Raw genomic sequence first — 22,598 nt, forward strand, 5'->3', positions numbered from 1 at the left:
CATAGCGTTGCAGACGTGGCCCGGTGAACACTCCGGGTCGCGCCTCCCATCTGTGATCCGAAGGCGGTACACCCATGTCCCGAACCACGCTGCGCGAGCTCAACGGCTTCGACGAGACGCCCGCGAAGCTGGACGGCTCGACGCTGATCCTCATCGACTTCCAGAACACCTACACCCAGGGCGTGATGGAGCTCGACGGATGGGAGGCGTCCCTCGACGCCGCCGCGCAGCTCCTCGCGCGGGCCCGTGCGGCGGGCACCAAGGTCGTCCACGTCATCAACGACGGCGGCGAGGGCACCCCGTACGACATCCGGGCCGAGATCGGCCAGATCCACCCCAAGGTCGCGCCCGTCGACGGCGAGCCCGTCGTGGTCAAGCAGGTCCCGAACGCGTTCGTCGGTACGGACCTCGCCACGCACCTCACCGAGGGCCAGGACGTCGTCATCGCCGGCTGGATGACACACATGTGCGTCGCGTTCACGGCGCAGGGCGCGTTCCTGGGCGGCCACCGCCCCACGGTCGTCGCCGAGGCCACCGCCACCCGTTCGCTCCCGGTCGCGGGCGCCGATGTCCCCGCCGAGCAGGTGCACCAGGGAGCTCTCGCCACCATCGCCGACCTGTACGGGGTCGTCGTCGTGTCCCAGAAGGAGATCGTCTGATGAAGCTGCTCCGTTCCGCCGCCGCGCTCGGCGCCGCCGCCGTCCTCGCGGCCACCGTCTCCGCCTGCGTCGGCGGCTCAGCGGCCGCCACCCTGACCGACAGCCGTGACCAGCGCAACGAGAAGAGCCACGAGAAGAACTACGCCAAGGACACGACGACGCTGCGTCAGCTGATGAAGCTGGACGAGACTCCGGCGAAGCTGTCGAACGCCACGCTGATCCTCGTGGACTACCAGAACGTCTACACCGACGGCACGATGGAGCTCACCGGCTGGCGCGAGGCCGTCAAGAACACCAAGGCCCTTCTGGAGCGCGCCCGCAAGGCCCACACGCCGGTCGTCCACATCGTGGAGAAGGGCTACGACCTCAAGTCGAAGGCCGGGCAGATCATCCCCGACCTCAAGCCCGCCAAGGGCGAGGCCGTCGTCGAGAAGGCCGTCCCCAACGGCTTCCACGACACGAACCTCGACGAAGAGCTCAAGAAGACCGGCCGCAAGAACGTCATCATCTCCGGCTTCATGACGCACATGTGCACCCTCTTCACCACCGAGGGCGCCGTCTACGCCGGCTACAACCCGACCGTCGTCGGCGACGCCTCCGCCACCCGGCCGCTGCCCGTAAACGGCAACCCCCGCGGCATCCCGGCGAAGCAGGTGCACGAGGCCGCGCTCGCCACCATCCAGGACCGCTTCGGCGTGGTGGTGCCCAAGCAGCGCGACATCAAGTAGCCACACAGCACGACCGGCACCACCAGCACCACCGACATCACCGAGGGAAGGCGCCCAGGGCCCGGGCGCCTGTTCCCGCATCTCTTGCCCCCCAACTGCCCCCATCCCCCCGCAATCCCCCCAGACAAAGGTTTCCCCCCATGAACGAGAACCCCCCCATGCACAAGCAACCCACACCCAGATCCACATGGAGAAAACGAAGATGGCTACGCGCAGAGGATTTATAGGCGGCGCTACCGGCATCAGCACCGCTGCCCTGCTCGGCTACTCGGCGACCCCGAGCGCCGCGGACACGGAAGCGCCGGCCCCGGCCGTCACCCAGGCGCAGGCGCGGGAGTCGCTCTTCGCGGTCAACGCGGGCATGCGCGCCAACTACGCCACCCTCAAAGCAGAGTTGATCAAACACCTCGCCCCGGTCGTCGTGGTCCAGAACGACGCCAAGGGCGGCCGGTTCACCCTCGTGACCAAGGACGGCCAGGAGTCCAGCAACCCCGTACCGCAGACGTTCGAGCTGGCGAAGTCCATCGCTCACGTCCCGCTCGGGATCTTCTCGGTGATCGCCTCCTACCTCGCGGACAAGATCCCGAACCTGCCCAACGCGGACCGCATCGACCCGCACGATCTGGTGATGGTGGCGTTCAATGACGACACGTCCACCGCGTGGATCGAGCCCCTCAAGGCGTACGCGGCCAAGCTCACCACCGCACGCAACAACCTCTCCGCGGCCGGCCTGCCCGCCGCGCTGACCACGTCCTGCCGCAACATCATCGACGGCGGCCTGAAGTTCATCAACGCGTCGATCACCGCCAAGTACTTCGACATGAAGTCCTTCGAGGACTTCTCCGGCAGCGTCTACCCCGACATCCGCACCAACATGGAGCATGCCTCGGACGCCCAGATCAGCGGCGTACGGGAGATCATGAAGACCTGGCGTGCGAAGGTCGGCGAGGAGGACTGGGCCGATCTGTACTGCGTGGTGATCTCCCAGTGGACGACCAGTGTCCTCAACCAGAACACGATCATCATCAAGGACTGCATGAACGCGGCGAAGGTCGCCACGCACCTCATCGACCTGCCCGGCCTCGAGCCGCCGGCCGACCCGATCTTCACCGCGCTCGACAACCTCGCCCGCATCGTGCAGGACAACATCGCCGCCGAGATGGTGTTCCCGAAGGACACCGTGGTCGCCGACGCCCTCAAGGGCCAGCAGGACCTGCTCTCCGACGAGATCCTCAAGCAGATCGGCAGCAACACGGTGACGACCCTGTCCGCCCCGTCGTACAACACGGTCACCACCGCGACCGCGTCCGGCGTGTGCCCCGTCCCGCACTAGTCACCGGCGACGCGCGGCGGCTCCCCGCACCGTTTCACGGGGAGCCGCCACGGCGGCCGGTGCTCACGCATGACGGGGCCCGGTGTCGCTGCCGGCTCGGCTACCGGCGGGTGGCCGACGGGGTGGCGGAGTGCGAGGTGGTGCCGGCCGGCTTCGTGCCCGCGTCGCTGCCGCTGCCGGCCAGTGCCAGCAGGATCAGCACGAGTACGACGATCCCCGCGCCGCTCGTGCCGGCTGCGACCGTGATCGTGCGCTGGCTGATGGTCCGGTGATGTCCGCGAACACGGGTTCCGTCGGAGCGGTGGTAGGGGCGGACGTAGGTGGTCGGGGCGTGCTGCACGGGCTGGGGCGTCGGAACGGTGGGACGCGGACGGCGGTGCGTGCTGGTGCGCACCGCCGTCAGCGGGCGGGATGCGCGGTAGTGGCCCTTGACGAAGGTGCCGTCTCGACGAACGTGGGGGCGAACGTAGGTCACGGGAGTCCTCACTGACAGAAGGGGGCGGTGCGGTCCCCGGGGTGGAGCCGGGTTGTCCTCGGCACGACATACGACGGTAGCGACGCCCACTGACAGTCAGTTCCTCCCAACTCTGTACTTCTGCATGCCTGTTGGGTGACCTGCGGCGGTTTTCGGCCTGATGATCACGACTACGGCTCTGATGTCAGCGGTGGGGAATTCGCAGATGAGGGGGCACCGTGCCGTACCGGAGCGTGGTCAGGGGCCGGAGCGGCGTCGCGCGGCAGCGACAGATTCACGTCGAGTTCCCGGAGGGTGCCGGTGAGCCCTCGGGGTGGTGGATCACGCTGACGCCCCAGAGTGCGGCGTACACCTTCTGGCCGGGGCCGCGCGGGGCCCGTCACCGTGCACGTCTCGGAGGGGCGGCCGGGCTCGCGGAAGCGGGTCCGGTGCTGGCTCCGGTCGATGCGTTCGGCGCGGGGATGTTCCGCGATCAGCTTCCGCATGCGGGCGTCGGCCCGGGTGAAGGCGTCCTCGCGGCGGTCGTACTCCTGCTGCGGCCGGTTGCGTTGGGGCCAGCCTTGTCCCGGCGGAGCGCACGCGACCGACTTCTCGCCGACGTGCGTGTTCACCACCGCATCCGACCTGCACACCCGCGGATACGCCAGGGACGTCCTCGCCCAGTTCGACACCGTCTTCCCGGGCCTGACCACGCGGTGGGACGGCCGCGCGACGCTCGCCGCATGGCACCTCAACCGAACTCCCACGGTTCGTACGCGGGCCTGCCGACCGGCTACTACCCGGAGTACGGGGGCTACGAGGCGGTCCGGCAGGGCAACCCACTTCGCGGGCGAACACACCTCCGTGGGCGCGGGCGGCTATATGGAAGGCGGCGCGGACTCCGGCCTCGCCGCGGCCGACGAGCTGCTCACCGACCTGGGGATCACGCCCTGACGCATGGGCCCCGCAGGGCCCATGGCCGCACGCGGTCGGCCTAGACCTCCCGGGCCGTGGCGGTGACGGACATGTCCGCGTAGCGGTCGCCCGCCACCTGGCCGGCGATCGGCTCCAGCAGCGCCAGTTCCTCGGCGGTCAGCGTGATCCGGGTGGCTGCGGCGTTCTCGAGGAGGCGGCTGCGCCGACGCGTTCCGGGGATCGGCACGACGGTCAGGCCGTGCACCTGCGCCCGCTGCTGCAACCAGGCCAGGGCGATCTGCGCCGTGGTGGCGCCATGGTCGGCCGCGATGGTGTGCAGGGGTTCCAGGAGCGCGGCGTTCGCCTTGGCGTTGTCGCCGCTGAAGCGCGGCATCTGCTGCCGGAAGTCGTTGCTGGAGAGGTCTTTGCTCGCGTCGGTGAAGGCACCGGTCAGAAAACCCCTGCCGAGCGGCGAGTACGGCACGAAGGCGACCCCGAGCTCGGCCGCCGCGCCCACCGCGCTGCGCTCGACGTCCCGGCTGAAGACCGACCACTCCGACTGCAGGGCGCTGATCGGGTGCACTGCGTGCGCCTCGCGCAGCTCGGCACCGGTGACCTCGCTCAGGCCGAGGTGCTTGACCTTGCCCTCCCGCACCAGTTCGCCCATGGCGCCGACGGCCTCGGCGAGCGGGACGGCGGGATCGCGGCGGTGCATGTAGTAGAGGTCGATGACCTCGACGTCCAGGCGGCGCAGGCTCGCCTCGACGGCCTTCTTGATGTACGCGGGTTCGTTGCGGATGGCCCGGTGGCTCGGGTCGTCGGCGCGGTACTCGATGCCGAACTTGGTGGCCAGAGTGATCTCGTCGCGGTGCGCGGCGACGAACGGCGCGAGGAACTCCTCGTTGGCGCCGACGCCGTACATGTCGGCGGTGTCGATGAGGGTGACGCCCGCCTCGACGGTGGCCTCCAGGGTGTCGCGGGCCGCCGCGGTGTCCGTGTGTCCGTAGGCGACGCTGATGCCCATGGCACCGAAGCCCTGGACGCCGACGAGGGGGCCGCCGGTGCCCAGTTCGACCTTGCGGATCTGTTCGATGGTGTTGCTCATGAAGGCGCTCAGGCCCTTTCCGGCGCCCGGCGGGCGCCCGCATAGAAGTCGATCTTGGCGTCGAGTGCGGCGACGGTGTCCTGCAGCTCCGCGATGCGCGCCACGACCTCGCGCCGCGTTTCTTCCAGAATGTCCCGCCGTTCGTCGAAGGTGACCTGGCCCTGGCGGACCAGCCCCGCGAAGCGGACCATGTCGGCGATCGGCATCCCGGTCAGCCGCAGTTTGCCCACGAAGGCGAGCCAGTCCAGATCCCTGTTGTCGAAACGGCGCTGGCCGCTGTGCGACCGCTCCACCTGCGGCATCAGACCGATCTGCTCGTACCAACGCAGGGTGGGCGCGCTGAGCCCGGTGTATGCCGCGACCTCGCTGATCGTGTAGCGGTCCTGGCCGTCGGGGCGCGGATGGGCCGGCCCCACGGGCACGCAGGCATCCAGGGGCGGGGACTTCACGGAAGTGCTGTCGGTCACCGTCATGCCGACCACGCTAGAACCCTAAAGTGCACTTGAAGCAAGCCTCGGTGGTCGCCTCGTGTTCGTCGTTCCTGTTGGAGCGGATCCGGCCCCGGCGCTCGCCGGCGTTGGCCATCGGTGTGGTGATCGTGATGTATCGTTCGGGCCCTTGATCATGACGCTGGTGTGCTGTCGGTCTGAACACCAGGTGGGCCCGGCGAGAGCGCCCCTCACAGTTCAGCAGCGAAAACATGAACATGTCCCGCCGCGCGGCCCACGGTTGCCGCCGGCTCTGCAGCAGCTCCTCACGCTGGAACCCTACGCGCCCGGGCGTGCGCACGGACCCCGTGTTCCACCTGCCTGCCCCGGCCTCAAGTCCTGCTGCCAGCCCCACGTTCCCGACCGGCGCTCTCGATCACACAGTGGACGCCCAGAGCTATCCGCCGGTGCCGCCACCCCCCGGGGCGATGAAGACGGTGCGCAGTCGGATGCTGTGACGGGCGCGCAGTCGGCGGAGCTCGATGAGGGCGATGACCGTCGCCGCGACGGCTCCGCCGGCCGACAGCAGCGTGGCCTGCACGGGCCAGTCGGCGACAGGGAAGAAGAGGTCCTGCAGGACGAGCGCCCAGACGAACACGACGGTGATCACCGCAGGCAGAGCGGGGTGAAGTTCCACGGTCCGGAACATGTGACGTGACAGCGCGGGGATCGCGAACAGTACGAAACCGAAGCCGCGTGCGCAGGCGTAGGTGGCCACCACGAGGATCGGGACGACCACCGCACCGTGCAGGCTGTGATCGGAGCGCGCGTACGACGCCCACAGGATCGCCGCGACGCTCGCGACCGTCAGCAGCACATGCCCGAAGAACGCCCCCAGGGCGACGGCGGGCCCCCGCAGGCGGGGCCAGAGCCGGTCTCCGAGCCCGCGGCGGGCCGCGAAGGCGTACACCACCACGACCACGAGCGAGGTGCCGGCGAGGGCCGCGGGCGCGATGAGCAGCCGCAGACCACTGTCCACCGCCCACGCTCCCAGTGTCACCTGCCCCGACGAGAGCAACGGCGCCTTGACCACCGTCCCGATCAGCAGGCCGCCGTAGAAGCGGGTGATCTGAAGCCCGCCGATCAGCCGGTCGGGAGGCAGCGGCGGCCGCTCCGTCTCCATCCAACGCCGCACCAGGAGACGATCCTTGTGCTCGACGTCAGCCCCGTCCACCCGAGAAGCCATGGGGTGATCCTGGCAGGACGGATCAGCGGAGGACAGGGTTCCTGAGGCGCTGCTCGACCGCGCGGGTGGGCGGCCCGCCGGCGTCGAGCCGCGCAGGGAGCCCGGCCGATAGCGGGTGAAGGGCGTCGGGGCAGTCGGACCCGGCGCCCTTCCTTTCATCCGTCGGCGCCGCGGTCAGAGGTCGCCGGCCTCGTCGCACCAGGTCCAGTCATCCGCCTGGGACGGGGGCACGTAGCAGTAGGAGTACCGGTGCGTTTCGTAGCCGCCGGGTGCGTCGTACTGAATCCCCCAGAATTCGACCTCGCCCTTCCACCACCATCCGTTGATCTTGGTCCAGTAGTCGGGGGTCGGGATCCATCCGGTGCAGACGCGCACGTCGTTCTGGTTGTTGCCACACATCTGGACCACGTCGGAGTAGCGCGTGGATATGGCTATCTGCTGGCCGCTGGTGCCGGCCGTGGCCGGTGCGGCCGCTGTGATCAGGGCGGCCGTGGCCAGAGCCGAACCGGCGATGAGGGAACCGATTCGGGAGGTGATGTGCTTCAGCACGGGCAAGTTGCCTTTCGTCCGGTCGAGTTGGGCGGGGATTCTGCAGAGGCTTGAGGGCGAGCTTGGAGCGGCTGCCGCCGGATCCGCGGCAAGTGCTCCGCCCAACCGTCCCTCGTCGGCACCGCGTCGCGACCGCCCGACGCCGACGAGACGGACGCTGCCCGTTGTGTCGCGCTGCTCCAAGAGGTCGTTCAAGGCGGTACGAACAGGATTCAGGAGGGAGCGTAGATCGCGCGGAACGGACGAGCTGTGCAGCCCGTGCAGGCTTTCTGTCCGTTCCGTGCAGCCCGGGCCGGCACACCTCGCAGGCGGCCGGGGCCCGCGGCGGGCCTCCCGGTGCGGCGCGCCGAGCAGAAGGTGGCGCGATCCTGCCCGGTCGATGACACTGCTGACGGCCGGCCGGGGACGGGGACCCCGCGCCGGGAGTGCCGTGAATCGGGGGAGTGCGGACGGTGTGGGAGCAGATGACGGCGGCCGACGTGCCGCCGGAGAGCAGATTCGAGTGGTTCGCGCAGACGGTGTCCGAGGTGCTGCTGCCCACGGCCTTCGACACCCCGAACCCGCACGGCTTCTACGCGCACGGCGGACAGCTCGCCTTGGGTGAGGCCCGCCTCGCCCGCTTCAGCTACGCCCCGCTGTACTCGCGGCGCACCCCGGCCCTGATCCGGCAGGGGGACCCGGAGCAGTACCAACTCGCCCTGGTCACCAGCGGATCGGCTTGGTTCGCCCAGCAGGACGGGGAGGCCGAACTGTCGGTCGGCGACATGGCCCTGTGGGACACCTCGCGCCCCTACCGTTCCGGCTCGGGAACCGACGGCCGCGGCGTGGATGTCCTCGTCCTGCAGATCCCCAAGGACCGTATGCCGCTGCGCTCGCAGCACATGGATCAGCTTCTGGCCCGGCGGATCCGCGGAGGCGCGGGCCTGCCCGGGATCCTGGCCGGATTCCTGAGTGACCTCGCGCGCAAAGGTCCCGACTGCCGGCCCGGTGAGCTGGAGGTGCTGCAAACGATGGCGGTGGATCTGGCCGCCTCCTGCCTGGCAGGACACCTCGGTTCCACCGCGCAGCAGCCCGCCGAACTACGATCCCACCTGCTGTTGCGACAGATCCGTTCCTTCATCGATCACCATGCGGCAGACCCGGACCTGACCCCGCGCCTCATCGCCGAACGACACCACCTCTCCCTGCGCAGCCTGTATGCCCTCTTCCGCGATGAGCCGGAAAGTGTCGCCGCCGCGATCCGCCGACGCCGCCTCGAACACTGCCGCGCCGATCTGGCCCGCCCCGAACTGGCCCGTGACCCCGTCCAGTCGATCGCCGCGCGCTGGGGCTTCACCAGCGCCACCGCCTTCGGCCGCACCTTCCGCGCTGTGTACGGCATCACCCCCGGCGACTATCGCGCCCGCGCCCTGCAGTACACCCACGGAACGTAACTGCTGGTGCGCACGCAGGTCTTGGGCCTTGTAGCCCTCGCCGAGTTGAACGCCCTGCCGGCCGAATCGGCCATCCTCACTCACACCTCGACTGTGGCTACAGTGCCTCGGAGTCGTGGTGGGAGTGGTGGAAGGCCCGGTCGAGGCGGCGGTCCGGGATCACCCAGATCACGGCCACAGCGACGAAGGTGCCGAGCCCGATCCACACCCCTATGCGTGCGGTGCTCCCGTCGATCGCGGCGGCCAGGATCCCCACCAGGTAGAGGGCCACGGAAGCCTTGCCCTTCCTGTCGCGCCCGACTGCCTGACGCAGCGGAGAACGTTCCCCCTGGAGCCTGACGATCGCAGCCTGCAGCACGAAGTACGCAAGGGCGATCAGGAGGAGATCTATGCCGTAGACGACGACGGGCGTCTGAGCGAAGTCGGTTTCGTCCATCCACGCTGTCGTGAACGGCAGGAAGGATAGGAAGAAGAGGAGGCCGAGATTGGCCCAGAGAACACTGCCGTCGATGCGGGTCACCAGTTGCAGCGTGTGGTGATGATTGTTCCAGTAGATACCCACGTAGACGAACGACACCAGGTAGCTGAGCAGCGCGTTACCGGTGGTGTGCCGCAGCGCTGACAGGCTGTCACCGTCCGGCACCTTCAGGCTCAGCACCATGATGGTGATGATGATGGCCAGGACACCATCGCTGAAGGCCTCCAGCCTGTTCTTGTTCATCGCACAGTCCCCTTCTGCCACCACGCCCGGGTGGCATGTGGTGGTCGGCGCCATTTTGACGGGTGCGGCGCCTGTGTCAGCCCGGAGCACAACGATGCACTCGTGGACAAGACGTAGTGCGTGACGCGGCAACCGGCGGTTCCTCCTCGGCCGTAGCTTCACTCTCATCCCCGCCGAACAGTGCGCGGACCTGCTATTTCGTATCGATTCACATCGAGGAGACGTTCCATGCCGTACATCACCGTGGGCCAGGAGAACACCAGTCCCATCGAGCTGTACTACGAGGACCAGGGCGCCGGACAGCCGGTCGTCCTCATTCATGGCTTTCCGCTCGACGGCCACTCCTGGGAGCGGCAGACCGCCGCGCTGCTCGACGCCGGCCACCGCGTGATCACGTACGACCGCCGCGGATTCGGGCTGTCCTCGCAGCCGGCCACCGGCTACGACTACGACACCTTCGCCGGCGACCTGAACACCATGATGGAGACCCTCGACCTGCACGACGCGGTCCTCGTGGGCTTCTCGATGGGCACGGGCGAGGTGGCTCGCTACGTCTCCACGTACGGCACGGACCGCGTCGCCAAGGTCGCCTTCCTGGCCTCGCTCGAGCCCTGCCTCCTCAAGAGCGACGACAACCCGGACGGTGTCGCTCCGCAGGAGTTCTTCGACGGAGTCGTCGCCGCGGTCAAGGCCGACCGCTACGCCTACTACACGGCCTTCTTCAACGACTTCTACAACCTCGACGAGAACCTGGGCACCCGCATCAGCGAGGAGGCCGTCCGCAACAGCTGGGACACCGCCGCCCGCGGCGGCTCCTTCGCCGCGTCCGCCGCGCCCGCGACCTGGTACACCGACTTCCGCGCCGACATCCCCACCGTCGACGTGCCGGCCCTGATCCTGCACGGAACCGCCGACCGCATCCTGCCGGCCGAGGGCACGGCACGCCCCTTCCACAAGGCGCTGCCGGCGGCCGACTACGTCGAGATCGAGGGTGCTCCGCACGGTCTGCTGTGGACCCACGCCGAGGAGGTCAACAGCGCCCTGCTCGCCTTCCTGGCGAAGTAGCGCCGCGCGTTCGACCCGCCGGGGTGACGCCTGTGTCCAGGCGTCACCCCGGCATCATCGTTCCCAGGCATGGGAACCGGACGAGTTCAGGAGAACCACACCCCATGCAGTTCGGCATCTTCACCGTCGGGGACGTGACCCCCGACCCCACCGACGGCCGTACTCCGACAGAACGCGAACGCATCAAGGCGATGGTCGCCATCGCGCTCAAGGCCGAGGAAGTCGGACTCGACGTCTTCGCGACCGGCGAGCACCACAACCCCCCCGTTCGTCCCGTCGTCGCCTACGACCATGCTCGGCCACATCGCGGCACGCACAGAGAAACTGATCCTGTCCACCGCCACCACGCTGATCACCACCAACGACCCGGTGAAGATCGCCGAGGACTACGCGATGCTCCAGCATCTGGCCGACGGCCGCGTCGACCTCATGCTGGGGCGCGGCAACACCGGCCCGGTCTACCCGTGGTTCGGCCAGGACATCCGCCAGGGCATCGACCTGGCCAAGGAGAACTACGCTCTGCTGCGCAGACTCTGGCGGGAGGACGTCGTGGACTGGGAGGGCACGTTCCGAACGCCGCTCCAGGCCTTCACCTCCACGCCGCGGCCCCTGGACGGCCTCCCGCCCTTCGTGTGGCACGGATCCATCAGAACCCCCGAGATCGCGGAGCAGGCCGCGTATTACGGCGACGGCTTCTTCCACAACAACATCTTCTGGCCGGCCCACCACACCCGGCGCATGGTGCAGCTGTACCGCCGCCGATTCGCGCACCACGGTCACGGTCGGCCGGAGGACGCCATCGTCGGCCTCGGCGGACAGGTCTTCATGCGGAAGAACTCCCAGGACGCCATGAGGGAGTTCCGTCCCTACTTCGACAACGCACCCGTGTACGGCCACGGGCCGTCTCTCGAGGAGTTCACCGAGCAGACGCCGCTGACGGTGGGGTCTCCCCAGCCGGTCATCGACGCTCGGTGCAGCGCGTTGCGCGCCGACGGCGGAATGTCGCTGTAGACAGCCCGGCGCAGCAGGTCGTGCCGGAAGGAAAGGAGTTTGCCGTCGTCCTCGAGCAGCCCCGTCCGCACCGCTTCGTCGAGCGCCGTGATGAGCGCGGCCGGCGGCCGCCCGCAGAGCGCCGCCGCGTCGGCGAAGGCGAACTGGCGGCCGAGAACGGCCCCCATCCGCAGGAAGTCACGCGTATCCGGGCCGAGCGAGTCGATCCTGCCGCGTACCCCCGCCACGAGCCCGGTCGGCACCGACCCCGCTGTGTCATGGAGCGACAGGCCGCCCCCCTGCACCTCGATCTTCGGGTCCCGGTCGCGGAGCCGTTCCTGTTCCGCGGTCCGGTCGGAAGCCCCTTCCGAGCCACCTTCGAAACGCAGTCCCTGAAGCAACTCCACCGCGAGGAAGGGATTTCCACCGGCACCCTCGAGGAGAATCCGGGTCGGCTCGTCGACGTCCGTGCCGAGGGTGTCCCCGGCGAGCCGACTCATGGCCGCGGAAGACAGCGGCCCCAGCTGGAAGCTGCTCACCGGCAGCCGGCCACGCGCGGCGGTGAGGATCTCCTCGCCGGAGGCCGTGGGACCTGAACGACCTGTCAGCAGCCACAGGACAGGGGAGCTCCGGAGCCGTGCGGGCAGCTGCCGCAGCGCGAAGCGACTCAGCTGGTCGGCCCATTGCACGTCGTCGAGTGCGATGAGCACCGGCGTGTGGCCGGCCCGCGCCTCGATCACTTCGGCGAGTCGCTCCACGAGCCGGATCCGCTGGTCGTGATGGCGGGCGAGGTCGGCGAAGGCGTCACCGGACAGCAAAGGCCGGGCACCACCCAGAAGGCAGCCTGCCAGCGAGGACAGTGGCACGAGGTGATGCAGCTCGTCGGCCTTGCCGAGACCGGTGGAGTACCCGGCGCCCTCCGCCAGCGCGATGGCCTCCGCGAGCAGCGTGCTCTTTCCGATGCCCGCCTCGCCACGCAGCAGGGCGACAGCGCCGCAGCCGTCACGGGCTACGGAGGCGATGAGGGTACGCAGTTCCGCGAGCTCCGACTCCCGGCCCCGCAACCCGCTGCGGGACAGAGGTCCGCCCGACCCCGCCACCTTGCCCTCCCCTGATACAAGTGGACCGCTCCCCGCCACCGCCAACGGTGATGGAGCGACCTCAGGGGGTCACTATGACAAGAACTGCAGCTCATCGCACAATTGACAGATGATCACAAGGCCTCGCGGTGCGCCGCCTCGTTCCCCTCGGCCGGCCGGGTGGCTGGTGCGCCGAGCGCTGCTGCCGCGGAGTCCCTCCAGTCGACGGGGGACTGTCCGTACGCGGCCCGGAACACCCGGCTGAAATGTGAGGCGCTCGTGAATCCCCACCGGTGGGCGACCGCGGCGACCGTGGTACGCGTCGCGTCCCTGCGCGCCAGCGTCCGCCGGCACTCCTCGAGACGCCGGCGCTGGATCCACCGGCTGACCGTGACGCCCTCGCCCTCGAACAGCTTGTGCAGGTAGCGCACGGAGATGTGGTGGGCGCGGGCCACGACCTCAGGAGTCAGGTCCGGATCACTCAGATTGCCGTCGATGAACGCGCGGATCCGCGTGAGCAGCACCCGGGAACCGCTGGGTGACTCCATGGTTTCCGCGCCCCGGCGCTCGTCGGCCAGGACCGTGAGCAGATCGACCACGTTCCGGGCCACGAGCTCACCGGCCGGCTCCGGGCACGACTCGGCCGTGTCCACCAACTGCGACAGGAACGGCGAGAGAAGACCGCCGATCGCCGACTCGGTGCCGAGCGGGGTGGCCGTGATCCGGGCCACGTCCGCCTCTCCCAGACCGAGGACTGTGCGCGGCAGCACCAGGGACTTCGTCTGGAACGGTTCCGGGAGTGCCAGGCTGATGGGGCGCGCCATGTCGTAGACGAAGAGCTGCCCTGCTCTCACCACGCTGTCCCGCGCATCCTGCTCGATGCGGGCACCGCCCCGGCTCAACAGCTTCACGACCACGTAGTTCTCATTGTCAGCACACGCGATGAGCCTTCGGGTCCGGCGTGCCATCTGCGGCTCGCTCTCCACCGTGACCGCCTGCACGCGTCCCAGCGCCGCGGTGCGGATGGTGCCGAACCGCACCTCCTCGGGCACGGCGATGTCCACGCCGCCGAACGTCCGGGCCAGGGCCTCACGCCAGAAGGTCCGGCGCCGCGCGGCGGGAACGGTGTCCGCGGCGTAATGAGTGCAGGAAACGGGTGCTGCTGCCTCTGATCTCGGTGGATCCATCTGCATGTGCTGTGTCCTTCAGGGGGGTGCGGGACACCAGACTTTCAACCACGCCCGCGCGGCACATCACGCGAATCCGCTAGATCACGTGACTACTTCGCGCGTCGTCGCTACCGAGCGCCGCAACTCAGGGATCGCGGCCTCATCACCGGCGAGGCACCCGATGCCCGGCCATGCCGTGAGTCAACGGCACGCCCACGGACGATGGTCCTGAGTTCCGGCAGAGGGCCAACGGGCGACTGGCTTCCCCTGTTTACTGTTCGGTGACGCTCGTCACACCGGGACGCTTCGAGGGAGACCACCTTGTTGAAGAAAGTTGCCGCTGTGGTTGCGGCCGCTGCTCTGGGATGGGGACTGAGCACCACGCCGGCCGGCGCGGCATCGGCCTACATGCACTTCAAGAACGTGGCCACAGGCCACTGTCTGGACTACCGATCCGACTACGGGCCCTACGCGACGGGGTGCAACGAGGGCGCGTACCAGACCTGGCTGATCAACAACACGGCCTTCGAGCTCTCGGAGCTGAGGCAGAACGTGGGGGACAGGTTGTGCATGGTCGCCCGCAACGGTGAGGCCGTGATGAGGCCTTGCCTGTCCGGCGACAAAGCAGCCCTATGGGCTTTCGCCCCCACAGCCGTGGGCTTCGAGCTGCAGAACAGCGTGACCGGGACGTGTCTTGGCGAGCAACTCCCGGACGCCAACGGCGTTAGCCACGTCAACCTCACCAGGTGCACCGGCGGCAACTCACAGCTATGGGCCATGTATCGCTGACCGCTCGATGCCTCGTGAGCGTGGTTGACGGCCACGGGCGCCGCAGGCCTCACGAGGCATCTCGAGCTCGACGACATCCTCTTCAACCACCCTCGGCGCCGTCCCCGAGAGCCTTCCGCGCGTCCTGCCAAGGCGGGAGGAGGTGGGTGCCGAGACCTCGTTCGACACGCCGATGACGATTGGCTCGCCGCCGTTCCCTTGGACACGGCGTCCGCCGGCCGGTGTGCGGCCGACGGTCTTCGCTGGACGGGTGGTCACTGCGGCGTGGCCGGGACGGTGATGTCGGGTGTCGGCGCGTCCGTGGTCCCCTTCGGTTCCGCCTTGGAGAGGGTGCAGACGCCGTCCACGCAGTTGCGTTCGAGGCGACCGCGGGAGATGGTCTGCGCCAGGCCGACCATCCAGCAGGTGGGGCAGCCGCGGAAGGCGATCAGAGCCAGCGGGGCTGCCAGCAGGGTGGCTGGGCCGGCGACGGGCACCAGGGCGATCGAGCCGGCGATCAGCCCGAAGCCGATGGCGCCGCGCGCCAAGTGGCGCGGGACGGACTTGCTGGCGAAGTTCGGCTGGGGCGCTGCGGGATGTACGTCGGCCGGGGTGTTCGTGCGCTTCGCGGTTTGCGCAGTGTTCATGTCCGTGCCTCTCCTTCGGCTGCTTGGTCGGCTGTTCGGTCGGCTGATGGGTCGGTCAGTGCGAGTGCGTGACGCAGTGCTGCGCGGGCTCGGTGCAGCCGTGACTTCATCGCGGCGTTACTGAGACCGAGTGACCGGGCGACGGCGTTGCCGGGCAGGCCCTGGATGTCCCGCATGATCAGGACCTGCCGCTGGTCACGAGGAAGAGCACTCACCGCGGCCGCGATCCGCTCCGCTTCCATCCGGCGCAGCACCGCTTCCTCGGCGGACTGCTCCGCGCACGGCTCCGGCTCGGCCGCTGCCTCCTGGTCACCGCGCGAGACGAGCAGCCGTACCTGCCGGAGGCATTCGTTGCGCACGATCCGGAACATCCATGAGGCGAGCGCGCCGGTGGCCCGCAGCGTGCCGATCTTCCGGTACAGAATGATCAACGCCTCCTGCGCCGCGTCCTCCGCGTCCTGCGGTGAGGCGCACAGCGACAGGGCGAACTTGCGCACATGAGGCTGCGATTCGATGACGACAGCGGTGAGCGAAGTGACGTCGCCGTCCTGGGCGGCCTTGATCAGCCGATCGTCCGGCCAGGGTGAGCGTCGTGTCATGTGTACTGCTCCTACACGGAAGGCGCTGGGCGCGAAGGCATGGGTCAGCTACGGCTCTTCTTCCAGCGCCTCATGAGGTGCACGCTGCACGCGGACACCAGCAGCGCGCCGATCACTACGATGCCAACGACCATGGTTTCCTCCTGATTTCCGTCGGCCCACGCGGCCGGTACACGGATAAGAGGCGGGGAAGCCCGAAAAGGATTCACCTAGTCGTAGAAGATCCTCGAGACGGTTCGGAGTGCTGTCCCGGCCGATGCCGACCATGTACACGGACGGACACAATGTGGCTGTGGACCTGAGACCGGAGTTGTTGCCGCCGCCCGTGAGTCGGCAGCGGCTGGACGAGCTGTGTGCCGAGGTGGAGCGGATCGCCGGCCTGCTGGAAGCCCACTGGGACGCCGCGGACGAGGCAATCACGGCCTTCAACGCGATGACCGGTCACGACTACGGGGCCCTCGACTTTGCCGAGTACGACGGAAGCCGCAGCCTGGAGGGGTTCGCGCGGGAGGCGGCGCGGCCAGCTCGCCCCGTGGTTGCGGACGTCACCCGGGACGAGCTCGTTGAGATCGTTCGCAGACTCCTGCTGGCTGCCCCGGAGAGCGACTACTACCTGCGGCTCCTGGAGGCGAACGTGCCGCACCCCCGGGTGAGCGACCTGGTCTTCCACCCCTCAGCCAACCTTCGGGGCGCACCTGCGGAGCAGGTCGTCGACGAAGCTCTGAAGTACCGACCGATCGAGCTCTGAGCCCTGCGGGAAGTCAGCTGGCCGTGGCCAGGAAGAGGCCTGGCGGGGGGCCGGCCTTGGGCAGCGTCGGGGCAGCCGCTATCGGCCGCCCCGACGCTGCCCAAGGCCGGAGACAGCAATCCGCCTGGGAGTGTCAGAGGGCAATCAGGCGAGGCAGAACTCGTTGCCTTCGATGTCCTGCATGGTGATGCACGACTCGTTGATGCCGTCGGCGCGCTGCGTCAGCACGTGCTTCCCGCCGAGCGCCGTCAGCCGTGCGCATTCGGCCTCGAGCGTGGCCAGGCGTTCCTCGCCCACGAGGCCGGCGCCGGCCCGCACGTCCAGATGTACGCGGTTCTTGGTGACCTTGGTTTCGGGAACGCGCTGGAAGAGCAGGCGCGGGCCCACGCCCGAGGGATCAGTGCACGCGAAGTAGATTTCGTCCTCGGGTGGCAGCGTGCGGTGGTACTCCTCCCACGTGGCAAAGCCCTCCGGGACCGCCGGTAGGACGTACCCCAGTACCTCACACCAGAAGGCGGCGAGGCGCGCGGGCTCCGCGCAGTCGAAGGTCACCTGGATCTGTTTGATCGTTGACATCGGCGCACGATAACAGGGGCTCTGCTGATATCCCCAGGTCGGGAGGCCCGAATGAGCCCCGCCGGCCGGGCACCACCAGCATGATCAGAGGGCCGCGCAGGCGTCGCCGATCGCCTCGTCGAGAATGGCCAGGCCGAGCGAGAGCTCGTCCTCGGTGGCTGTCAGCGGCGGTGCGATCCGGAAGACTCCGCCCATGCCGGGAAGCTGGACGATGTTCATGTGCAGGCCGAGCTCGAGGCAGCGCCGGGTGACCCGCGCGCCCAGCTCGTCCGAGCTCCGCTTCGTCTCGCGGTCGACGACGAGTGCGAGCCCGGCGAGCAGGCCCCGGCCGCGAATGTCGCCGACGACCTCGTGGCGACCGGCGATGTCCTCCAGCCCCTGGCGCAGGAACAGGCCGAGCGTCCGCGCCCGCTCGTCGAGTTTGTCGCCGGTCAGGACGTCGAGGACGGTGTTGCCGACCGCGGCCACGAGCGGGTCGGCGACGTGCGTGGTGAAGAACAGGAACCCGCGCTCGTACGCCTCCTGCTCGATCTCGGCGCTCGTGACCACGGCCGCGAGGGGCAGTCCCGCACCGAGCGTCTTGGACAGGGTGAGGAGGTCGGGAACGACCCCATCGCGTTCGAACGCGTACCAGGTCCCCGTGCGGCACAGGCCGGTCTGGGCCTCGTCGAGGATCAGCAGCATGCCGCGTTCCCGGCATTTGTTCTGCAGGGCCGCGAAGTACCCGGGCGGCGGCTCGATGATGCCGCCTGAGCTGAGAATCGGTTCGACGAGGCACGCGGCCAGACTGCCGGTCGACTGGGCGTCGATCAGATCGAAGGCGAAGTCCAGTTGGCGGCGCCAGTCGAGGGAGCCGGTGGCCGTGGTGAAGTCGGGTCGGTACGCGTTCGGCACGGGGATGGCGAAGTTGCCGGGCGCGGCAGGTCCGTAGCCCTTGCGGCCTGCGCTGTAGGTGGCGGACGCGGCGGCCTGGGTCATGCCGTGCCAGGATCGCGCGAAAGAGACGATCTCGTGCTTGCCGGTGACGAGCTTGGCCATCCGGATCGCGGCTTCGTTGGACTCGGCGCCGGTGGTCAGGAGCAGTGCCTTCTCCAGCGGCGCGGGCAACGTGTCGGCGAGACGTCGGGCGAGATCGACGACCGGGCGGCTGAGCATGCCGCTGTAGAGGTGATCGAGGGTCGCGACCTGACGCCGGACGGTCGCGACGATCTCGGGGTGCGAGTGGCCGAGGATCACGCTCATCTGGCCGGAGGTGAAGTCGAGGATCTTCCGGCCGTCCGCGGTGAACACGAAACTGCCGGCGGCGCGTTCGATGATCTCGTGGGTGAATTGGCCGCCGTAGCGTACGAGGTGCCTCTCGGCGTCGGCCCAGAAGGTTTCGGTGGACAGGGGAGCGGTGGTCGAAGCAGCCATGTCCGCGACAGTAGGGGCCGCGTGAGCGGCAGGTCCATCTCACGATTCCAGCTGTTCTGTTCGGAAGAACCGCACACAATGGGGAGCGTGATGAATCCCTGGAGGCTGCGGCTGCTGAGCCAGTTGGACACGCTGGGCACCGTCCGGGCGGTCGCCCAGGCCGCCAACCTGAGCCCGTCGAGTGTGTCTCAGCAGCTCGCCGTGCTCGAGGCCGAGACACGCACCCAGCTCCTTGAACGAACGGGACGCCGGGTGCGGCTGACCTCGGCCGGGCTGATCCTCGCGCGGCGGGCGCGGGCCATTCTCGATCACATGGACAGCGTCGAGACGGAGCTGAGGGGGTTCGGCGATGAACCGGCCGGGCTGGTGCGGCTGGGGGCGTTCCAGAGCGCGATCCACTCCATTGCCGTGCCGACGGTGACCCGGCTGGTGCACGAGCATCCGCACCTCGAGATCGAGCTGCTGGAGCTGGAGCCGCACGCGAGCGTACCCGCGCTGCGGATCGGCGACGCGGACATCGTCATCACGACCACGGACTTCGACGAGCTGCCGTTGGGGCCGGACCTCGACCTCGTACCGCTGGGCAAGGACCCGATCCTGCTCGTGGTCCCGCCCGAGCATCCCGCGGCCGGGCGCGGCGCCGCCGACCTCGCAGCCTGTGCGGACGAGCCATGGGCGTTCGACATGCCACAGTCGTACATGGCGAACCTCGCCCAACGGCTGTGCCGTCAAGCGGGGTTCGAGCCGCGGGTGGTGTGCCGGTTCAGCAACTACATGATGACCTTGCAGCACGTAGAGGCAGGCCTGTCGATCGCGCTGCTGCCCGGCTTGGCCGTCGACCACAGCCGCTATCGCGTGGCCACCAGGGAACTGGCAACTCCGGTGACACGCAGAATCACGGCGGCGATCCGCCGCGGCTCACCACCCCGCGCGGCAGTCCGCGCCGTGCTGGACGCGCTGCGCCACAACCCGGACCCGACCCGCCACTTCCGGGGCATGAGTGACAGAGCGAGTCACTCGCCATCCTGATGGCACCTCACCGCCCGCACTGCCCCCCCCGGCTGCCCGTCGCACAGCGCAAGGAGTGCCCTCAATCCGCAGTGAGTACGGCGTCCGTCGGGGACGGACGCCGGCTCAAGACCGCAGGCCGACGCGTCGGCGTCAGCGGAAGTCCGCCACGTGATCTGCGACCCACTGCGCGTAGGGGCGTGCCGGGTGGCCGGTCAGCTGCTCGACGGTGTCGTTCAACGTCGCCGGCTTGCCGACCGTGGCCGCCATCAGGTCCAGCAGGGCCCGTACGAAGTCGGTGTCCATGAACTGACTGAGCTGCTGGTGCACAGCCTGTTCCGCCACCTCCTCGAAGCGCAGTTCCCGGCCCAGGGCGAGGCCGAGTTCCGCCACCTGCTCGGTCTGGGTGAGCGACTGAGGGCCCGTCAGCTCGTAGACGTGGCCGGCATGTTCGGGGGAGCCGAGCACCGCGGCGGCCGCCTCCGCGACGTCACGCTCGTGCACCACCGACGCGGCCGCCGCCGCGTACGGGCCGTTGACCACATCGCGGCCCTGCAACTGCATCGCCCAGGCAAGCGAGTTGATCGCCGGGAAGAACAGCCGCAGGAACGTCCAATCGAGGCCGGTCGACCGAATCTGCCGTTCCACCTGTGCGTGGTAGGCGGCGATCACGTCCGGCTGCCGGTCCGCGCCGTCGACGACGGCCCCGGAGGACAGGAACACCACGTGCCGCACGCCCGCCTGACGCGCCCGCTCCAACAGTGGCTGCGCGTCCAGGCCGTAGGGCAGCACCAGGAGAAGCTCCGTCACGCCGTGCAGGGCGGGTTCGAGTGTCGACGGATCGGTCAGGTCCCCCCGCACCACCTCGACACCCTCCGGCAGCCCGGCCCGCTCCGGGGTGCGGGACAAGGCCCGCACCTGCCTCCCGGCGCCCGCCAGCGTCTCCACCGTCTGCCGCCCGAAGTGCGCGGTCGCGCCGATCACGAGGATCATGATGATTCCCTCCGACTCATGGGTTTGTCCCTACGTCCTGATGTGCACGCTAGGCGTCATGTAGGACAGATCCTGTCCTTCATGACGCCGGGCGGTGCCTGACCAACTGACGAGCTGGTGCATGGCCGGCGGTGGAACGCCGGCACTTTGATGGGAAAGCGTGGCGCCGGTCGCCGTCGTGGGTGTGCCGACCGGCGTTCGCCGTCAGCCTTCGATGCCCTCCAGCTTCCGGGCGATGCGTTCGAGGGCGCTGAGGTCCTCGGGCGGGAGCCGATCGATGAAGTGGCGCCGCACCGAGTCGACATGGGCGGGCGCGGCATCCTTCAGCGTGTCCAGACCGTGCTCGGTGAGCACCAGAAAACACCCTCTGCCGTCCGCCGGGTCGGGTGCCCGCCGCAGGAGACCGCGCGCCTCCATCCTGGTGGCGTGCCGGGAGAGCCGGCTGCGGGACCACTGCATCTTGGCGGCCTGTTCTCGCAGGGTGCTGGTGTGCTCGGGCCGCTCGGACAGCGTGCTGAGCACCTCGTAGTCCGGCTCGGACAGCCCCAGTGCGGTCAGGTCGCGTGCCGTGGCGGCCTGCACGGCGACCACCATGCGCCGGTAGGCCCGCCAGGCCCGTTCCTCGTCCGCGTCCAGCCAGCGCACATTCTCGGCGGAAGAACTCTTTGACATGTAATCAATCTATCGCTACTTTTCCTTTCCATGTCAACGAAAACGGTGCGTGTCCTCGTCCTGGTATGCAGCACCCGACCCGGTGCCCTCGGCCCAGCGATCGGCACCTGGCTCATCGACACCATCACGCCCCGCGCGAGAGAACTCGGCGCCGAACTCGTCCCCACACCCCTCGGCGACCTCAACCTCCCCTTCCTGGATGAAGAGGAACACCCCTCCTCAGGCCTCTACGCCCACGAACACACCAGACGATGGAGCACCCTCGTGGACGCGGCCGACGGCTTCCTGGTGGTGACGCCCGAGTACAACTACGGAATGCCCGCGACCCTGAAGAACGCGCTCGACTACCTCGGACGCGAGTGGGCATGGAAGCCGATGGGCTTCATCAGCTACGGGAACACCTCTGCCGGCACGCGCTCCGTCCAGCACGCCAAGCAGGTAGTCACCACCCTGCGCCTGGTGCCGTTGGGACGCACGGTCGCCCTACGCATCACCGACACCGTCGAGAACGGACAGATCCGTCCGACCCCAGCCCTGACCGGAGCCGCCGTCGGCGTCCTGGACGAACTGGTACGCGTGGCCCACGCCCTACGCCCGATGCGCGAAGCGACACGCCCCGGCCTCCCTATTGGCCCCCTGCCCGGCTCATACCTCAGGCAACTGACCCCCGATGACGCTCCCGAAGTCACCGTGCTGCAGCGGTGCTGCTGGGCGGACGAGGCCCTCGCCAACGACACTTTGGCCATCCCCGCCCTGCACGAGTCACCGGAACAGACAGCCGAGTGGCTGGCAACCTGGCACACCATGGGTCTGTGGCGCGACGGCCGACTCCTGGGCATGGTGCGCACCCGACGCGTCGACACCGACTGGCACGTGGGCCGGCTCGGCGTCGTACCCGACCTACGCGGCCAAGGACTGGGCCGCTGGCTGCTGCGCACCGCCGAAGCCACAGCAGAACCGAACTGCCACCGCATCGTGCTGCACACCGGCGCGCGCAGCCGACACAACATCGCCCTCTACCAGAGCGAGGGCTTCCGGCCCGAGTCACTCACCGGAGAGAACGGAACCGTACGTCTCACCAAGGACAACTCCGTAGAAGCGCGGCTTGGCCGTCCGGTCGCGCGAGCGGATTGATGAGCCAGCCGGCACCGGGTGAATGAACCGCACTCGCATGGCCGGCGAACGGACCCGTTCGTCCGCGACAGGTTCACCGACGAAGGGCAGGTCGTGGGACGGGAGTTCACTGCCGTCACCCGCGGCGCCACCCACGCCCAATGGGTCCTCATGGCCGCCGGAGCCC

Annotated in this window: 23 protein-coding genes and 2 pseudogenes; 11 read left to right on the forward strand and 14 right to left on the reverse strand. The window is 68.9% G+C overall.

The window, feature by feature from the left end; genetic code table 11:
- Positions 1–74 precede the first annotated feature (74 nt).
- The 3 genes from ACZ4E1_RS14780 (at position 75) to ACZ4E1_RS14790 (ending at position 2,720) form a co-directional block, all read left to right on the forward strand.
- Positions 75–659 (forward strand): isochorismatase family protein, encoded by a 585-nt coding sequence (locus ACZ4E1_RS14780; protein ID WP_467539398.1) that lies wholly within the window; start codon positions 75–77, stop codon positions 657–659.
- Entirely contained in the window at positions 659–1,387 is a 729-nt protein-coding gene (locus tag ACZ4E1_RS14785) for a cysteine hydrolase family protein (protein ID WP_467539401.1), read from the forward strand. The genes ACZ4E1_RS14780 and ACZ4E1_RS14785 overlap by 1 nt, the downstream gene beginning before the upstream one ends.
- Positions 1,388–1,589: 202 nt before the next feature.
- Complete coding sequence (locus ACZ4E1_RS14790; protein ID WP_467539403.1) at positions 1,590–2,720, forward strand: hypothetical protein; 1,131 nt, start codon at positions 1,590–1,592, stop codon at positions 2,718–2,720.
- Between the two features lie 100 nt (positions 2,721–2,820).
- On the opposite strand, the gene ACZ4E1_RS14795 is transcribed toward ACZ4E1_RS14790, so the two are convergent.
- Positions 2,821–3,195: a hypothetical protein gene (locus ACZ4E1_RS14795; protein ID WP_467539405.1), complete on the reverse strand. Its 375-nt coding sequence runs from the start codon at positions 3,193–3,195 to the stop codon at positions 2,821–2,823.
- Positions 3,196–3,798: 603 nt separating this feature from the next.
- Here ACZ4E1_RS14795 and ACZ4E1_RS14800 point away from each other — a divergent pair.
- A complete protein-coding gene (locus tag ACZ4E1_RS14800; protein ID WP_467539407.1) occupies positions 3,799–4,128 on the forward strand; it encodes an FAD-dependent oxidoreductase in 330 nt (109 codons plus the stop codon).
- A gap of 40 nt (positions 4,129–4,168) precedes the next feature.
- Here the strand turns inward: ACZ4E1_RS14800 and ACZ4E1_RS14805 are convergent, their stop codons facing one another.
- The 4 genes from ACZ4E1_RS14805 to ACZ4E1_RS14820 form a co-directional block, all read right to left on the reverse strand.
- On the reverse strand, positions 4,169–5,194 hold the full coding sequence (locus ACZ4E1_RS14805; protein WP_467539409.1) for an aldo/keto reductase: 1,026 nt from the start codon (positions 5,192–5,194) through the stop codon (positions 4,169–4,171).
- A gap of 8 nt (positions 5,195–5,202) precedes the next feature.
- On the reverse strand, positions 5,203–5,667 hold the full coding sequence (locus ACZ4E1_RS14810; RefSeq protein WP_467539412.1) for a MerR family transcriptional regulator: 465 nt from the start codon (positions 5,665–5,667) through the stop codon (positions 5,203–5,205).
- A 412-nt stretch (positions 5,668–6,079) separates the two neighbouring features.
- Positions 6,080–6,868 (reverse strand): hypothetical protein, encoded by a 789-nt coding sequence (locus tag ACZ4E1_RS14815; RefSeq protein WP_467539414.1) that lies wholly within the window; start codon positions 6,866–6,868, stop codon positions 6,080–6,082.
- A 174-nt stretch (positions 6,869–7,042) separates the two neighbouring features.
- Positions 7,043–7,417 carry a hypothetical protein gene (locus ACZ4E1_RS14820; RefSeq protein WP_467539416.1) on the reverse strand — a complete coding sequence of 125 codons (375 nt, stop codon included), beginning with the start codon at positions 7,415–7,417 and terminating at the stop codon, positions 7,043–7,045.
- Between the two features lie 452 nt (positions 7,418–7,869).
- Between ACZ4E1_RS14820 and ACZ4E1_RS14825 the strand changes: the two genes are divergently transcribed.
- Positions 7,870–8,850, forward strand: coding sequence for an AraC-like ligand-binding domain-containing protein (locus tag ACZ4E1_RS14825; protein WP_467539418.1), 981 nt, complete (start codon positions 7,870–7,872; stop codon positions 8,848–8,850).
- Between the two features lie 97 nt (positions 8,851–8,947).
- Here the strand turns inward: ACZ4E1_RS14825 and ACZ4E1_RS14830 are convergent, their stop codons facing one another.
- On the reverse strand, positions 8,948–9,571 hold the full coding sequence (locus ACZ4E1_RS14830; RefSeq protein ID WP_467539421.1) for a TMEM175 family protein: 624 nt from the start codon (positions 9,569–9,571) through the stop codon (positions 8,948–8,950).
- A gap of 228 nt (positions 9,572–9,799) precedes the next feature.
- On the opposite strand from ACZ4E1_RS14830, the gene ACZ4E1_RS14835 reads away from it, so the two are divergent.
- Together ACZ4E1_RS14835 and ACZ4E1_RS14840 are read left to right on the forward strand one after the other, a co-directional pair.
- A complete protein-coding gene (locus ACZ4E1_RS14835) occupies positions 9,800–10,636 on the forward strand; it encodes an alpha/beta fold hydrolase (protein WP_467539423.1) in 837 nt (278 codons plus the stop codon).
- 104 nt (positions 10,637–10,740) lie between these two features.
- Positions 10,741–11,614: pseudogene (locus ACZ4E1_RS14840) on the forward strand (CE1758 family FMN-dependent luciferase-like monooxygenase); the annotation flags it as partial.
- On the opposite strand, the pseudogene ACZ4E1_RS14845 reads toward ACZ4E1_RS14840, so the two are convergent.
- Positions 11,605–12,726, reverse strand: a pseudogene (locus tag ACZ4E1_RS14845) (ATP-binding protein); the annotation flags it as partial. The pseudogenes ACZ4E1_RS14840 and ACZ4E1_RS14845 sit on opposite strands and share 10 nt — an antisense overlap.
- Positions 12,727–12,839: 113 nt before the next feature.
- Complete coding sequence (locus ACZ4E1_RS14850) at positions 12,840–13,898, reverse strand: AraC-like ligand-binding domain-containing protein (RefSeq protein WP_467539425.1); 1,059 nt, start codon at positions 13,896–13,898, stop codon at positions 12,840–12,842.
- A gap of 297 nt (positions 13,899–14,195) precedes the next feature.
- On the opposite strand from ACZ4E1_RS14850, the gene ACZ4E1_RS14855 reads away from it, so the two are divergent.
- A complete protein-coding gene (locus ACZ4E1_RS14855) occupies positions 14,196–14,663 on the forward strand; it encodes an RICIN domain-containing protein (protein WP_467539427.1) in 468 nt (155 codons plus the stop codon).
- A gap of 254 nt (positions 14,664–14,917) precedes the next feature.
- Here the strand turns inward: ACZ4E1_RS14855 and ACZ4E1_RS14860 are convergent, their stop codons facing one another.
- Together ACZ4E1_RS14860 and ACZ4E1_RS14865 are read right to left on the reverse strand one after the other, a co-directional pair.
- Positions 14,918–15,289, reverse strand: a complete 372-nt coding sequence (locus tag ACZ4E1_RS14860; RefSeq protein ID WP_467539429.1) for a hypothetical protein — start codon at positions 15,287–15,289, stop codon at positions 14,918–14,920.
- Complete coding sequence (locus ACZ4E1_RS14865) at positions 15,286–15,888, reverse strand: RNA polymerase sigma factor (protein ID WP_467539431.1); 603 nt, start codon at positions 15,886–15,888, stop codon at positions 15,286–15,288. Before ACZ4E1_RS14865 ends, ACZ4E1_RS14860 begins: the two co-directional genes overlap by 4 nt.
- A gap of 292 nt (positions 15,889–16,180) precedes the next feature.
- Between ACZ4E1_RS14865 and ACZ4E1_RS14870 the strand changes: the two genes are divergently transcribed.
- On the forward strand, positions 16,181–16,636 hold the full coding sequence (locus tag ACZ4E1_RS14870) for a hypothetical protein (protein ID WP_467539433.1): 456 nt from the start codon (positions 16,181–16,183) through the stop codon (positions 16,634–16,636).
- A gap of 144 nt (positions 16,637–16,780) precedes the next feature.
- Here ACZ4E1_RS14870 and ACZ4E1_RS14875 read toward each other — a convergent pair whose 3' ends face one another.
- On the reverse strand, positions 16,781–17,212 hold the full coding sequence (locus ACZ4E1_RS14875; protein ID WP_467539435.1) for a VOC family protein: 432 nt from the start codon (positions 17,210–17,212) through the stop codon (positions 16,781–16,783).
- Positions 17,213–17,296: 84 nt separating this feature from the next.
- A complete protein-coding gene (locus tag ACZ4E1_RS14880; RefSeq protein ID WP_467539437.1) occupies positions 17,297–18,625 on the reverse strand; it encodes an aspartate aminotransferase family protein in 1,329 nt (442 codons plus the stop codon).
- A gap of 90 nt (positions 18,626–18,715) precedes the next feature.
- Here ACZ4E1_RS14880 and ACZ4E1_RS14885 point away from each other — a divergent pair, with 90 nt between their 5' ends.
- The gene (locus ACZ4E1_RS14885; RefSeq protein WP_467539602.1) at positions 18,716–19,654 is read left to right on the forward strand and encodes a LysR substrate-binding domain-containing protein; all 939 of its coding nucleotides are present in this window, start codon (positions 18,716–18,718) and stop codon (positions 19,652–19,654) included.
- A 132-nt stretch (positions 19,655–19,786) separates the two neighbouring features.
- Here the strand turns inward: ACZ4E1_RS14885 and ACZ4E1_RS14890 are convergent, their stop codons facing one another.
- Both ACZ4E1_RS14890 and ACZ4E1_RS14895 read right to left on the reverse strand, forming a co-directional pair.
- Positions 19,787–20,626 carry an NmrA family NAD(P)-binding protein gene (locus ACZ4E1_RS14890; protein ID WP_467539440.1) on the reverse strand — a complete coding sequence of 280 codons (840 nt, stop codon included), beginning with the start codon at positions 20,624–20,626 and terminating at the stop codon, positions 19,787–19,789.
- Positions 20,627–20,830: 204 nt separating this feature from the next.
- Positions 20,831–21,298 (reverse strand): MarR family winged helix-turn-helix transcriptional regulator, encoded by a 468-nt coding sequence (locus ACZ4E1_RS14895; protein WP_467539443.1) that lies wholly within the window; start codon positions 21,296–21,298, stop codon positions 20,831–20,833.
- 30 nt (positions 21,299–21,328) lie between these two features.
- Between ACZ4E1_RS14895 and ACZ4E1_RS14900 the strand changes: the two genes are divergently transcribed.
- Entirely contained in the window at positions 21,329–22,432 is a 1,104-nt protein-coding gene (locus tag ACZ4E1_RS14900) for a GNAT family N-acetyltransferase (RefSeq protein WP_467539445.1), read from the forward strand.
- The last annotated feature ends 166 nt before the right edge of the window (positions 22,433–22,598 follow it).

The sequence above is a fragment of the Streptomyces sp. NPDC025806 genome (genome assembly GCF_055558275.1).

What these genes read in the sequence shown, in the direction of transcription:
- ACZ4E1_RS14895 (WP_467539443.1), bottom strand. Translation starts at nt 21,298, where the DNA reads ATGTCAAAGAGTTCTTCCGCCGAGAATGTGCGCTGGCTGGACGCGGAC.
- ACZ4E1_RS14815 (WP_467539414.1), bottom strand. Translation starts at nt 6,868, where the DNA reads ATGGCTTCTCGGGTGGACGGGGCTGACGTCGAGCACAAGGATCGTCTC.
- ACZ4E1_RS14785 (WP_467539401.1), top strand. Translation starts at nt 659, where the DNA reads ATGAAGCTGCTCCGTTCCGCCGCCGCGCTCGGCGCCGCCGCCGTCCTC.
- ACZ4E1_RS14780 (WP_467539398.1), top strand. Translation starts at nt 75, where the DNA reads ATGTCCCGAACCACGCTGCGCGAGCTCAACGGCTTCGACGAGACGCCC.
- ACZ4E1_RS14810 (WP_467539412.1), bottom strand. Translation starts at nt 5,667, where the DNA reads ATGACGGTGACCGACAGCACTTCCGTGAAGTCCCCGCCCCTGGATGCC.
- ACZ4E1_RS14890 (WP_467539440.1), bottom strand. Translation starts at nt 20,626, where the DNA reads ATGATCCTCGTGATCGGCGCGACCGCGCACTTCGGGCGGCAGACGGTG.
- ACZ4E1_RS14830 (WP_467539421.1), bottom strand. Translation starts at nt 9,571, where the DNA reads ATGAACAAGAACAGGCTGGAGGCCTTCAGCGATGGTGTCCTGGCCATC.
- ACZ4E1_RS14885 (WP_467539602.1), top strand. Translation starts at nt 18,716, where the DNA reads ATGAATCCCTGGAGGCTGCGGCTGCTGAGCCAGTTGGACACGCTGGGC.
- ACZ4E1_RS14900 (WP_467539445.1), top strand. Translation starts at nt 21,329, where the DNA reads ATGTCAACGAAAACGGTGCGTGTCCTCGTCCTGGTATGCAGCACCCGA.
- ACZ4E1_RS14835 (WP_467539423.1), top strand. Translation starts at nt 9,800, where the DNA reads ATGCCGTACATCACCGTGGGCCAGGAGAACACCAGTCCCATCGAGCTG.
- ACZ4E1_RS14865 (WP_467539431.1), bottom strand. Translation starts at nt 15,888, where the DNA reads ATGACACGACGCTCACCCTGGCCGGACGATCGGCTGATCAAGGCCGCC.
- ACZ4E1_RS14850 (WP_467539425.1), bottom strand. Translation starts at nt 13,898, where the DNA reads ATGCAGATGGATCCACCGAGATCAGAGGCAGCAGCACCCGTTTCCTGC.
- ACZ4E1_RS14790 (WP_467539403.1), top strand. Translation starts at nt 1,590, where the DNA reads ATGGCTACGCGCAGAGGATTTATAGGCGGCGCTACCGGCATCAGCACC.
- ACZ4E1_RS14875 (WP_467539435.1), bottom strand. Translation starts at nt 17,212, where the DNA reads ATGTCAACGATCAAACAGATCCAGGTGACCTTCGACTGCGCGGAGCCC.
- ACZ4E1_RS14880 (WP_467539437.1), bottom strand. Translation starts at nt 18,625, where the DNA reads ATGGCTGCTTCGACCACCGCTCCCCTGTCCACCGAAACCTTCTGGGCC.
- ACZ4E1_RS14805 (WP_467539409.1), bottom strand. Translation starts at nt 5,194, where the DNA reads ATGAGCAACACCATCGAACAGATCCGCAAGGTCGAACTGGGCACCGGC.
- ACZ4E1_RS14860 (WP_467539429.1), bottom strand. Translation starts at nt 15,289, where the DNA reads ATGAACACTGCGCAAACCGCGAAGCGCACGAACACCCCGGCCGACGTA.